The sequence below is a fragment of the Psychromonas sp. SP041 genome (assembly GCF_000470315.2).
In the GTDB taxonomy this organism is placed as follows: domain Bacteria; phylum Pseudomonadota; class Gammaproteobacteria; order Enterobacterales; family Psychromonadaceae; genus Psychromonas.
In genome coordinates this window covers 1-13,134 of sequence record NZ_CBRF02000049.1, presented here as the reverse complement: position 1 = coordinate 13,134, position 13,134 = coordinate 1, and the positions used below count along the sequence as shown (strand labels likewise).

Sequence of the window (13,134 nt, the reverse complement as noted above, 5' to 3'; positions counted from 1 at the left end):
CCTTAAAATGGGCTTTCAAGATTTTGCATACCAACATATACCGCTTTAATTTGGGTATAAGCTTTTAATGTCTCACTGCCATTTTCGCGGCCAATACCTGACATTTTGTAACCGCCTACTGGCATTTCAGCAGGTGATGCACCATAAGCGTTGATCCAACAAATACCCGCTTGAATTTGGTGTATTACACGGTGTGCGCGCGTGATGTCTTGCGTAAATACTGCTGCCGCTAAACCAAGGCGAGTATCGTTTGCGCGTTCAACTACTTCTTCTTCGTCAGTAAAGGTGAGTACTGACATCACAGGCCCGAAGATTTCTTCTTTAGACAGGGTCATTTGATCCGTACAGTCTGTGAAAATAGTAGGAGCAACAAAGAAACCGTTTGGTGCGCTTTCAGGTTGTAATGCTTTACCGCCTGTTAATAAGGTTGCACCTTCTTTTTTACCGATTTCAATGTAGTCTAATACTTTTTGCTGGTGGTCTTTTGAAATCAATGCACCAAAGTTTGTTTCTGGATTCATTGGATCGCCACAGATGATGTTTTGCTCTGTACGCTCTACTAAACGCTTAATAAATTGAGGGTAGAGTTCTTTCTGAACAAAGACACGTGTACCGTTAGTACACACTTCACCTTGTGTGTAGAAGTTACCTAGCATCGCTGCAGAAACGGCATTCTCAACATCAGCATCATTAAAGATGATTAACGGTGATTTACCGCCTAATTCCATCGTGACTTCTTTTAATGAACTTGCGGCTGCTGCCATTACTTTTTTACCAGTACCCACTTCACCAGTGAAAGATACTTTTGCAATATCTTCATTACCGGTTAACCATGCGCCAACACGTCCATCACCTTGAACAACGTTAAATACGCCATCAGGAATACCTGCTTCAGTGAAAATTTCTGCTAAACGCATTGCGCCGCGTGGGGTTTCTTCTGAAGGTTTAAAAATCATTACGTTACCGCAAGCTAAAGCCGGCGCTGCTTTCCAACAAGCAATCTGTAATGGATAGTTCCAAGCACCAATACCTGCACAAATACCTAATGGTTCACGACGTGTGTAGTAGAAGTCATCACCAACCGTTTGTTGGTTACCCTCGATACTTGGCGCTAGCCCTGCAAAAAATTCGATTGAGTCAGCACCCGTAACAATATCGACTTCAATTGCTTCTTGTAATGGCTTACCTGTGTCTAATACTTCACCTGCAGCAAGTTCGTCATTGTGTTCGCGTAATAAAGCAACAGCTTTAAATAAGATGCGACTACGCTCCATTGCAGTCATTTTTGACCACGTTGCAAATCCTGTTTTTGAACTCGCAATTGCTGCTTGTTGTACCGCTTCAGTTGCTGTTTCTACTAAGTAACTAACTTCACCCGTTGCTGGGTTAATGACTTCAAATGTTTCGCCAGTACCATTCGCAATATATTGACCATGGACATAATTTTGATAAACGATTAATGATGACATTGATTTTCTCCATACTGTGTAAGAACAGTATTAATAAAGGCTTTAGATAAAATTTGAGCTTGTTTGAATTCTTCTTCTGGTGTCGAGCTTAAGGCGCTTCTTAACCAGAAACCGTCAATCACAGCTGCTGTTTGTTTGGCTGCATTCGTCGCAGCAGTATTAGATAATAGCTGTTTAAAGCAAAAAAGCAGGTTGCTATATAAACGTTTACTATTGATATTTTGTAATCTTGCTAGACCAGGCTCATGCATGGCTTGAGACCAAAAACTTAACCATGTTTTAGTGGCAGCACTAGATCGTTGTAATTCAGTGAAATTTGCTTCAACAATCATTGATAAACGATCTATTGGAGACAGATTTTTACCTGAAATTCTGCTCAATAATGCGTGTTTTAATTGGTCGAGGAGATACTTAAGAGCGGCTTCGATTAAACCTTGTTTACCACCAAAATAATGACTAATGATACCAGATGACATACCTGCCATTGCACTGATTGTGTTGATAGTAGTGTGTTGTAAACCATGGCGCTCTACCGACATTAATGTCGCATCGATCAGTTGTTGTTGTCTAACTTCTTTGACCGCTGGCCTCGCCATAAATAACTTCCTTATTATTTTTATTCTTCATAAAACGTTATTAATTGAACGTTCAATTAATAACGATCCTAATGATTAGTGCACTAACTATCAAGTGTTAATTTAAAGAGTGTTGATGTTATAAGTTTATTCATTGCTTTAACTAACTGGTTACATTTTGATTGTTTTGTTGCTTTAATCCGCTTGTGGTGGGGTGTTGTAATGGTTTTTATAGGCTGATGTTTAGTCGATTAACTTGTTTAATAATAGTTTTAGTCGTAACTATTATTAAATCTAAAAAGATAAGACTTAATCGTATTACTTTGCATGTTTGATTATATTTTATTCAACATGAACAAAGAAACATTGGTTTTAATGTATATGGACAAATAGAGATCTTGATACATATTATGGAGGAAATTTTCTTCTTTTCTCCATAATGCTTACTCATTTTAGTTTTATAGTCTGTTTAACTGAAAATGGAATGTATCCGAATACATGTAATCAAATAGAGGCGATGATGAGAAAAATAAAAATAATAGTTGGGCTTTTTATACTGAACACGATGTTAGTCAATACCGTAAATGCTGAAGATTTACTGACAGCGACTATTGTTGGGTCTGGCTCGCCTAAATATAACGAAAATAGGGCGAGTGCGAGTGTATTAGTTAGCGCAGGAGAAACTAAGATTCTTGTCGATATGGGGAATGGTACTCAGGCTAATTTACATCGTTTAGGTATTGAAATTCGTGATTTATCAAGCTTGTTTTTTACTCATCATCATCTTGATCATAATGAAGAATTTGTACCAATTTTAATTAATTCTTTAATGGGACGTAATAACTTTACCATTGTTGGTCCACCTAATACCGTTAAATTAACGGAGACAAACTTAGATCTTTACCAACAAGATATCGAATATCGCTTAGGCAAGACCCAACGAACACTTGCTGATCGTAAAAAAGCATTCGATGTTAAAGATATACAAGGTGGTGAATCATTTAAGGTGGGGGATATTAAAGTGAGCACAGTAGAGGTGCCACATACTATTCATACTATTGCTTATCGTTTTGATTACAAAGGGCAGTCTATTGTGATCACCGGTGATCTTACCTATTCAGATAAATTACCAAGGTTAGCTAAAAACGCTGATTTTATGATAATAGATTCAGGCGGCATGGTGATGCAAAACGCTAATGGTAAACAAAACAATGCGAAAAAAAGGCAAGGTAACAATGACGGTAAAAAAGGTAAAAATACACGTCAACGTGCACATTTAGACTTAGCTGATTCAAGTAAAATGGCTAACAAAGCAAACGTAAAAAACGTAGTTTATACCCATTTTAATACTGGTAATGTAAACGAAGAAGCGAGCTTGAAAGCGATTCGAAAAAATTACTCTGGTCATGTCATTTTTGGTGAAGACTTGATGATACTTCATCATCAAAATAGTGGCATTCAAAATAGTACAGTTGCATCAAACTCTAGCAAAGAAACTTATATCTACCAGGTGGTTGATACAGGGCAAACTACGTTTTATAGCAATAATGGTGTGATTGCAGATCCTAGCGAAAGAGAACGTTTCTTCGGGCAAGATGCTAGTTTTATCATTAATAGTCCTTCTTACACGAACAATAATGACGGCACGATTACAGATAACGTAACGCAATTAATGTGGCAACAAGGGTTAACTAAAAAACTATCTTATCAAGAAGCATTAGAAGCAGTTAAAAGCTTTAACTTAGGGGGTCATAGTGATTGGCGTATCGCTAATGTTAAAGAGCTTTATTCTTTAATTCAATTTACTGGTTCAGTTAAAGGTGAGTCAGCTATTACACCATTTATCGATACTGATTACTTTGCGCAACCACTAGGCGATGTAAACCAAGGGGAACGAGAAATTGATGCTCAAGTGTGGAGTAGCACTGAATATGTATCAACAACGATGAAAGGTGATAAAACAGTGTTTGGTGTTAACTTTGTTGATGGGCGTATTAAAGGCTATCCAAAGTTTAACCCTCGTACCAAAGAGCCTAATAAAATGTACTTTAGGTTTGTGAGAGGTAATGAAGGCTACGGTGAAAATCACTTTGTTGATAACAATGATGGCACCATTACAGATACTGCAACGGGCTTAATGTGGCAAACCGCAGATAGCGATAAAGGCATGAATTGGCAAGATGCTTTAACATATTCTAATAACCTAACATTAGGCGGGCATGACGATTGGCGATTACCTAATGCCAAAGAACTACAAAGTATTGTTGATTATAGTCGCTCGCCAGCAACCTCGAACTCTGCTGCTATCGATTCAGTATTTCAAACGTCTACTATTAAAAATGAAGGTGGAGAAAAAGATTATCCATATTATTGGAGCTCAACGACTCACCTTGATGGGCCAGTGCCAGAAAAAATGCCGTCTATGTTGCTTTTGGAAAGTCGTTAGGAAAAATGCGAGGCAGTATTATGGATGTTCATGGCGCAGGCGCTCAGCGAAGTGATCCTAAAACAGGCGAAGCGATGTCTAGAGGGCCGCAAGGCGATATGATTAGAGTGAATAACTATGTACGCAGTGTAAGGGGAGGTATAGTCGATGCTTCTGCCCAAGTATCTGAAAAAACAGTTCATACTTACTCTAAGCGTAACGGTTCTGCTAATAACGATTCAACTAAAAACGCGACGATAAACAATCATTCAATAAACAATAATAAGCCTAGCAACAATGCGAACCATCGTAATATGCGATTCATTGAGAGGTTTGATAAAAACCATGATAATAAAGTTTCAATCGAAGAGTTCAAAGGAAGAGCAAAACGTTTTCAATCTCTTGATCAAAACGGTGATGGTTATCTGACTGCCGACGAAGCACCAACAGATCCTCCAAAGTGATTTACCAAAGTCGTATTACCGAAGGAAGTTTAATGAAGTAATAACGCTAAAATAGCTATTGCTCAATATAAATTCTGTAAAAAAAAGCCTTATTTACAGGGTCTAAACAATAGTGACTATCGATACTTATTTGTAATTTTAATAACAAACAAGTATCGATAGTCGTATTTCATTCATATATCACTAATTCCTTTCTTTGCACTTATTTCAACCTTTTCATGAATGGCTAATCGTCAGTCTTCAGTTATTCATTAATCATAATTAATGAGGAATTCTCATAAATATCCTGTGATTAATAGTACTTTGCTTTTTAGTACATCATTTGATCTGTTGTGTTTAGTCTTGAACGAATTTCAAGTGTTATAACCCTTGCTGCTCCCCAAAACAAAATTTTCCTTTTTGTTTCTTATCGAACTTTTTTTATTTTATTCAATATGTTTGTTTTTAGAGCAAATTTAGTTGCTTTGTATATCACAATGTTGAATATTTTTATTGATTTAAATCATTTCATGCTCGAATGTGATCTGTTTATCATTATTTTTTGTTCGTTCGCGTGATAATCGCGCCTGCAAAAAATAGCCATGAGATTAACGTTATTAATATCATGGGGAAATCAAAGAAATTATTCTAATACAAGTAACATTTATCCCAAGGAACCACCTATGTTAAATTTATTTAGGCCTGTGGCGCATATTGACCGTCTGCCTGAAAATCAAATCGATCCTCTCTATAAACGTCTTCGCTGGCAATTATTCTTAAGTATTTTCATCGGTTATGCTGGTTATTATTTAGTACGTAAAAACTTTAGTTTAGCAATGCCTTTCCTCATCGAAGAATACGGTTATAGCCGTGGTGATCTGGGTGTTGTATTGGCTTCTGTCTCTATCGCTTACGGTTTATCTAAGTTTATTATGGGCAATATATCTGACCGCTCTAATCCACGTTACTTTATGGTGACAGGTTTGGTGATGTCAGCATTAGTTATGTTGTGTTTTGGTTTTATGCCATGGGCAACGGGTAGTATTACTGCCATGTTTATTCTTTTATTTCTTAACGGTTGGTTTCAAGGAATGGGGTGGCCTGCTTGTGGGCGTACAATGGTACATTGGTGGTCACATAAAGAACGTGGTGGTATCGTTTCGATTTGGAATGTTGCGCATAACGTAGGTGGTGGTTTAATCGGTCCATTATTCCTATTAGGTTTGTGGGCATTTAACGATGACTGGCGCGCGGCATTTTATGTACCTGCTTTCTTTGCATTACTTGTTGCTGCTTTTACCTACTTAACAATGAAAGACACACCGCAATCTTGTGGTTTACCTGCGATTGAAGAATATAAAGATGATTATCCTGATAATTATGATAAGTCTTTCGAACAAGAAATGTCTGCAAAAGAAATTTTCTTTAAGTATGTATTCAACAATAAATTGCTATGGTTTATTGCAATTGCAAACGCGTTTGTTTACTTAATCCGTTACGGTGTATTGGATTGGGCTCCTGTTTATTTAAGTGAAGTGAAAGAATTCTCTGTTGATAAATCTTCATGGGCATACTTCCTATATGAATGGGCTGGTATTCCAGGCACATTATTATGTGGTTTAATCTCAGATAAGTTATTCAAAGGACGTAGAGCACCTGCCGGTATCTTATTTATGGTCTTAGTGACGGTTGCTGTACTTGTTTATTGGTTAAATCCAGCAGGTAACCCTACCGTTGATATGCTGGCTTTAATCTCTATTGGCTTCTTAATTTATGGTCCAGTGATGTTAATTGGTTTATACGCACTTGAACTTGCACCTAAAAAAGCAGCTGGTACTGCAGCGGGATTAACCGGTCTATTCGGATACCTTGGTGGTGCCGTCGCAGCTAATGCCTTATTAGGTTACACTGTTGATCACTTTGGATGGGATGGTGGCTTCCTTGTCATTATTCTTTCATGTGTTTTATCTATACTGTTTCTTATCTTAGCGATGTTTGGCGAGAATAAGATACATAAACAACGCAAAATAGATCAAGAGAATGCAAAAGAAGCCTAAGGGTAAACTGATGCATTAATATCTTGATTGAACAAAGCCTGTATTGAGATATTTATACTTAATACAGGCTTTATTTTTAGCTATCTCAATATGTTTAACATCAGGAAAACGAATCATAAAATTTATTAAATCATTTATTAAAAAAGTTATTAAACTATAAGGGTTAATTAAACTATGTTTACACAATTACCAAGCCTAAAAAAACTGTTATTAGGTATCGTCATCTCATTACCTATCGTTAGCTATACCTATGCAGATAAAATCGTTGTGGCGCATCGTGGTGCAAGCGGTTACTTACCAGAACATTCTATGGCAGCTAAATCAATGGCCTATGCAATGGGTGTTGATTACATCGAGCAAGATGTAGTGATGACAAAAGATGATAAGTTAGTGGTACTACATGATCACTATTTAGATCGCGTAACAAATGTGGCTGATGTTTACCCTGATCGTAAGCGTGAAGATGGTCGATACTATGCGATTGATTTTACGTTCGCTGAAATCGAAAAGTTGGAAATGACTGAAGCATTTAATGTTAAAGAGGGTAAAAAATCAGCTGATTATCCAGCGCGTTTTCCGCTTGGTCAATCTCACTTTCAAGTACATACTTTAGAAAATGAAATCGAATTAATTCAAGGGTTAAATGCTAGTACTGGTAATGATATTGGTCTTTATCTTGAAATAAAAGCGCCTTGGTTCCATCGTCATGAAGGTAAAGATATTAGTACTGCCGTATTAAAAGTGCTTAAAAAATATGATTACACCAATAAGTCTTCTCGCGTCTATCTTCAGTCATTTGATACAAATGAATTGAAGCGTATTAAAACTGAATTAATGCCTAAATTAGCAATGGATATAAAGTTAGTACAGTTAATGGCTGAAACGAGCTGGGGCGAAACAAAGGAATATGTAGACGGAAAATCGGTCGATTATAATTATGATTGGATGTTCAAGTCTGGAGCAATGAAAGAAATTGCAACCTATGCTGATGGTGTGGGTCCATGGAAACCAATGGTAGTTGCACCTGAATCAACGAAAGGGCACCTTGTTTTCACTTCTCTGGTTAAAGATGCACATAAAGCGGGGATGCAAGTACACCCATACACGTTTAGATTAGATGAGGGACGAATCCCTCAATATGCAGAAAACTTTGAAGATTTGTTAGATATTTTCTACAACAAAGCGGGTGTTGATGGTGTATTTACAGATTTTCCAGATCGCGCCGTTAACTTCTTAAAAGAAAATAAGCAGTAATATAAAGCGTACGTATTTTAAAGATAACAATCGTTTAATATATTAAGGGATTGTTATCTTTTCACTGAGTTTATTACTCAGCTTCCGGTATGTTTTTAGCCTGTAGAATACCTCTCGTTCTTCTTTTCGACTCACCTAATTACCCCCCTTTGATTATTAATAACTGAAGCTGCATTGTTTATTCTAATGTATTAAAAGTAGATAGGGCGGTGAAAACGAGTTAACTGCTGACAATGGTTGCGGTAGTCAATTAATAGGAATGGACGATGTCATCGTTACCCCGCATGTTGGATTCTTATCTAAGCAATCATTATTAGACGTTAGAAAGGTAGCGCTTGAACAAATAGTGACTAGGTTGGTTAACGCGACTCGGCCTGATACGGCACTAATACCAAAAGAATTAATAAGGTGATCATTCTTGCTGGTTAAAATTACCCCTAACTGCGTTGTGAGTTTTGAAGTGAGAACAACTATCCCCTACAACTCACGCCTTATTAGTGTTAATTTTTCCTGCGCAATCTCTGATCACTTATTTAATTCCATTGGTATAAAAAAAGAGATGTTAACGGTAAGATAAATCACCTCAGTTCTGGATAAGCAAAGCGATACAACACCACTATTTCCGCGGATTTCTGTGTTAAATTATTTTTCAATAACCCGTTATTACTTAAATAATTAGCCTTGAACTACGCAAAACTAACGGCACGGACTAGTAAAAAATAGTACCTTATGATTTTAAATGTAATTCCGCTTTCATTAACCAGAGTGGAGGTTAAACAATGAAATGATTATATTCAGATTTTACTTTGTATAATCATTTCACCGAACTATATGAACTATATGAACTATATGAACTATAGCGCCTTATAATACTCTATAGCGTTGTTTTTGCTGATGTTACTTCATACGGGATATCGTGTTCTTTTAGAATGGCTACAATTTCATCTGGTGGTGGCAAATCGGTTATCAACATATCTATTTCGCTGATATTACCTAAATTCACCATCGCATTACGACCAAATTTTGTATGGTCTACCGCAAGATAAATACTACGGCTATTTTCTATAATAGCTTGTTTCACGCGTACTTCATGGTAATCAAAGTCTAATAGAGAGCCGTCGTAATCAATACCACTAATCCCTAAAATGCCAAAATCTAAACGAAATTGTTTGATGAAGTCTAACGTCGCTTCTCCAACAATACCACCATCTCTATTACGTACTTCACCACCGGCTAGGATAACTTTAAAGTCTTTATTACCCATTAAAATACCTGCAACATTAATATTGTTAGTAACAACACGAAGGCCTTTGTGGTTTTTAACGAGTTCTTTGGCAATTGATTCTGGAGTGGTACCAATATCAATAAACAAAGTAGCACCGTTTGGAATATATTTTACTAAGGCTTCTGCAATGGAGTCTTTCTCGTTAAGTTGCATTACTTTACGAGCGCTATAAGAGGTGTTTACAGAGCTTTGTTGTGTTGTTGCACCACCGTGGTGGCGGCGAATTTTATTTTCACCTGCAAGTTCATTAAGATCTCGGCGAATAGTCTGGGGGCTAACCTTAAAGTGGTCAACAAGACTATCTGTACTAACATATCCATTTTTTTGTACTAGGTTGACAATTTCTTGGTGCCTGGTTGTCTGCTTCACTAAATATTACTCCTTGTATCTCTGCCGAAATGTAATAAATCAAGTTTACTGCGACTAAAGCGAATAGCAAGAAATTACAATTTTTTTGAGTGGTAAGTAGTATTTTAGTTTCGATTATCAACAAGTTGTATTATTTATTTTCATTTTGTTAATATTTTTTGAGCATTAGGAAGGAAGGAGTATCGAAAAAGAGCATCCTATGAATGCTCTTTTATATTGGTTTAGGTTGCTTAATAACTGAACCGTATAGAAGCGTTAAGTCATTATTCGCTATTTATGGCGTATCTTCGTTATTTTCATTATGAAGATCTGCCCAGACCATCGCACACTTAACGGCACGCTTCCAACCGTTGTAACGCTGTTGACGTTTTTCTTGCACTGCTTTAGGTTCAAAAGAGCGTTCAATTGTTGCCTTATCAGATAATTCTTCTAAACCGTCCCAGTATCCAACGGCAATACCGGCAAGGTAAGCAGCGCCTAATGCTGTCATTTCAGTCACTGCTGGTCGATGAACAGCGGTATTTAGTACATCAGACTGGAACTGCATTAAAAAATTATTTGCAACCGCACCACCATCAACACGTAATGACGCTAATTGAATATTTGAATCTGCTTGCATTGCATCAAGTACATCACGTGTTTGGTAAGCAATACTTTCCAATGTCGCACGAATAATATGATTAGAATTAGTACCTCGTGTTAGGCCTACAATGGTTCCACGAGCATACGGGTCCCAATAAGGTGCACCTAAACCAGTAAAGGCAGGTACCACATAAACACCATTTGATGAATCAACTTTAGTTGCAAAGTACTCTGAATCTTTAGCATCTGAGATCAATTTCATTTCATCACGAAGCCATTGGATTGAAGCGCCACCCATGAATACTGCACCTTCCAGAGCGTAAGCTGCTTCACCTCTAGGGCCACAAGCTATGGTGGTTAATAGACCATGTGTCGATGTTATTTTTTCTTTACCTGTATTCATTAACAAGAAACAACCTGTACCGTAAGTGTTTTTTGCTTGACCTTTTTCTACACACATGTGCCCGTACAATGCAGCCTGTTGGTCACCAGCAATACCGGCAATAGGGATACGCGTTCCACCTTTACCACCAATGTTCGTTTTACCGTAAACTTCTGAAGAGCTTTTCACCTCGGCCATCATTGATTTTGGAATACCGAAATCTTTTAATAGTTTGTCATCCCACTCTAATGTGTTGATGTTGAATAACATAGTACGTGATGCATTGGTGTAGTCAGTTACGTGCACTTTTCCTTGTGTCATTTTCCAAATTAACCACGTATCAACGGTACCAAATAATAATTTTCCAGCTTCTGCATCTTCACGCGCGCCTTCTACATTATCTAATATCCATTTAATTTTGGTGCCTGAGAAATATGGGTCAAGCATTAAGCCTGTATTTTCACGTATGTATTCTTCTAAACCCTGTGCTTTTAGTTCTTCACAGATGCTTGCCGTACGACGACACTGCCATACAATCGCATTATAAACTGGCTTGCCTGTTTCTTTGTTCCATACAATGGCAGTTTCACGTTGGTTAGTGATACCAATAGCTTCGACTTGATCACTGCTAATACTTGCTTTTGCTAATGCTTCAGTTAGTACACCACTTTGTGTCGCATAAATTTCCATTGGGTCATGTTCTACCCATCCTGAATGTGGATAAATTTGTGTAAATTCACGTTGAGAAACACTGACAATATTTGCATCATGATCAAGGATCACTGCGCGAGAACTTGTTGTGCCTGAGTCTAGTGCCACAATATATTTTTTATCTGTCATTACATTTTCCTCTTTGTTTAATGTTGAGCAGATAACTCTGCTCTTTTATAATGTTTGGTTTAATTGATATCTAAATATTCTTAATCACATTCATTTGGAATAGTACAACCATGGCCTGTTTCAGGTAGGTATGGAGAAATCACTTTCGGGTATATCCATGCGCCAAAACATGCACCGAAGATAGGCGCTAAGATTGGAACAATAAAGTAAGGAATTTCTTTTGCACCTGTTAAAGCAAAGTCCCATCCTGCTAGGTAAGCAAATAATTTTGGACCAAAGTCACGTGCTGGATTCATTGCAAAACCTGTTAGTGGACCTAATGAACCACCGATCACTGCGATTAATACACCAATTAAAACAGGATTCAATGCACCACGTGGCGCGCCATTATTTTCATCACCGAGTGCTAAAATAACAAACATCAATACAGCTGTAATAACAAACTCTACTGAAAATGCACCAAACATTGATATTGATGGGTGAGGGTAAGTTGAGAATATACCCGCAGTTGATAAAGCAGCTTCACTACTACGTAAAAAGCCATGTGCAATTTCGTAATCAGTAAATAAGTTACTGTAAAGTGCGTAAATTAAGGCTGCTGAGCAGAATGCACCTAGCAGTTGCGATATGATATAAGGCAGTACTTTTTCTTTTCCGAACCCATGAAATAAAGCTAATGCAATCGTTACTGCTGGGTTAATGTGCGCCCCAGAAACACCTGCAGTACAGTAAATAGCAATCGCTACACCCATACCCCACATGATACTGATTTCCCATTGTCCAAAACTTGCACCTGCTAATACTAATGCAGCGACACACCCAACACCAAAAAATATTAATAGGGCTGTGCCTATAAATTCTGCGATGCATTTACCGAGTAACGAATGTTGTTTATTCATCTCTATTCCCTTTCATTGTATAAATATTTAAGTTCGATTTGATGTGCACAAAGATACTTATCATTAACAATTTAGCTACATAAAAGGTTTTATTTTGAGCGTTCGGTCATGTTTTGTATTTAATCGAGCATTTGTAGTATTTTTGATTCGATTTCGAGTATTTTGTGAAATGTAAAGGATAAATGATTATTAAGTGTTAATAGCTCTAATTTTTGCTCTGTTATTTGTTAAAAGTGCTATCTAAATAAGGTAGGCAAAAGAATGGTCGGATATGAAGGGGGGATAAAGTTTGTTTATTCACTGAATTAAATGATTAGTATAGAACGATGAACATTTATCGATGAAATAAATGTTCATATACGCCTCTAAATTAACAAAATCGAAGATTGTTGTAGTGGTCAAGTAAAACTGGCCATCTTGTTAGAGATTTTTACGTTTTCTTTCTCTGCTGCTAATGGTGAAAATCCGCCGTTAAACTGATGTGGGCGATATCGATTGTAATAGCCATTTATATAATCACTAATCGACAGCCTCGCTGTATTCATATCTGAATA

Annotated in this window: 9 protein-coding genes; 4 read left to right on the top strand and 5 right to left on the bottom strand. The window is 37.1% G+C overall.

All coding sequences use genetic code 11. From position 1 onward, the window contains the following. Positions 1–2 precede the first annotated feature (2 nt). Both betB and betI read right to left on the bottom strand, forming a co-directional pair. Entirely contained in the window at positions 3–1,469 is a 1,467-nt protein-coding gene (gene betB / locus SP041_RS18965) for a betaine-aldehyde dehydrogenase (RefSeq protein WP_025565330.1), read from the bottom strand. After that, a complete protein-coding gene (gene betI, locus SP041_RS18960) occupies positions 1,457–2,065 on the bottom strand; it encodes a transcriptional regulator BetI (RefSeq protein ID WP_025565329.1) in 609 nt (202 codons plus the stop codon). Before betI ends, betB begins: the two co-directional genes overlap by 13 nt. A gap of 544 nt (positions 2,066–2,609) precedes the next feature. Between betI and SP041_RS21095 the strand changes: the two genes are divergently transcribed. From SP041_RS21095 to glpQ, 4 genes are all read left to right on the top strand, one after another. After that, positions 2,610–4,490: a DUF1566 domain-containing protein gene (locus SP041_RS21095; RefSeq protein ID WP_205961223.1), complete on the top strand. Its 1,881-nt coding sequence runs from the start codon at positions 2,610–2,612 to the stop codon at positions 4,488–4,490. A 20-nt stretch (positions 4,491–4,510) separates the two neighbouring features. Beyond that, positions 4,511–4,933 carry a hypothetical protein gene (locus SP041_RS20930; protein ID WP_081695410.1) on the top strand — a complete coding sequence of 141 codons (423 nt, stop codon included), beginning with the start codon at positions 4,511–4,513 and terminating at the stop codon, positions 4,931–4,933. 662 nt (positions 4,934–5,595) lie between these two features. Further along, a complete protein-coding gene (gene glpT, locus SP041_RS18950) occupies positions 5,596–6,969 on the top strand; it encodes a glycerol-3-phosphate transporter (protein ID WP_025565328.1) in 1,374 nt (457 codons plus the stop codon). A gap of 174 nt (positions 6,970–7,143) precedes the next feature. After that, positions 7,144–8,223 carry a glycerophosphodiester phosphodiesterase gene (gene glpQ / locus SP041_RS18945; RefSeq protein WP_025565327.1) on the top strand — a complete coding sequence of 360 codons (1,080 nt, stop codon included), beginning with the start codon at positions 7,144–7,146 and terminating at the stop codon, positions 8,221–8,223. An 874-nt stretch (positions 8,224–9,097) separates the two neighbouring features. On the opposite strand, the gene SP041_RS18940 is transcribed toward glpQ, so the two are convergent. The 3 genes from SP041_RS18940 to SP041_RS18930 all read right to left on the bottom strand — a co-directional run bounded on the left by SP041_RS18940 (position 9,098) and on the right by SP041_RS18930 (position 12,586). Then, positions 9,098–9,877: a DeoR/GlpR family transcriptional regulator gene (locus SP041_RS18940; RefSeq protein ID WP_025563608.1), complete on the bottom strand. Its 780-nt coding sequence runs from the start codon at positions 9,875–9,877 to the stop codon at positions 9,098–9,100. Positions 9,878–10,151: 274 nt separating this feature from the next. Beyond that, positions 10,152–11,681, bottom strand: a complete 1,530-nt coding sequence (gene glpK, locus SP041_RS18935; protein ID WP_025563607.1) for a glycerol kinase GlpK — start codon at positions 11,679–11,681, stop codon at positions 10,152–10,154. 80 nt (positions 11,682–11,761) lie between these two features. Further along, complete coding sequence (locus SP041_RS18930) at positions 11,762–12,586, bottom strand: MIP/aquaporin family protein (protein ID WP_137297992.1); 825 nt, start codon at positions 12,584–12,586, stop codon at positions 11,762–11,764. Positions 12,587–13,134 lie beyond the last annotated feature (548 nt).

Coding starts and splice junctions, on each gene's coding strand:
- betB (WP_025565330.1), bottom strand. CDS start 1,469: ATGTCATCATTAATCGTTTATCAAAATTATGTCCATGGTCAATATATT.
- betI (WP_025565329.1), bottom strand. CDS start 2,065: ATGGCGAGGCCAGCGGTCAAAGAAGTTAGACAACAACAACTGATCGAT.
- SP041_RS21095 (WP_205961223.1), top strand. CDS start 2,610: ATGTTAGTCAATACCGTAAATGCTGAAGATTTACTGACAGCGACTATT.
- SP041_RS20930 (WP_081695410.1), top strand. CDS start 4,511: ATGGATGTTCATGGCGCAGGCGCTCAGCGAAGTGATCCTAAAACAGGC.
- glpT (WP_025565328.1), top strand. CDS start 5,596: ATGTTAAATTTATTTAGGCCTGTGGCGCATATTGACCGTCTGCCTGAA.
- glpQ (WP_025565327.1), top strand. CDS start 7,144: ATGTTTACACAATTACCAAGCCTAAAAAAACTGTTATTAGGTATCGTC.
- glpK (WP_025563607.1), bottom strand. CDS start 11,681: ATGACAGATAAAAAATATATTGTGGCACTAGACTCAGGCACAACAAGT.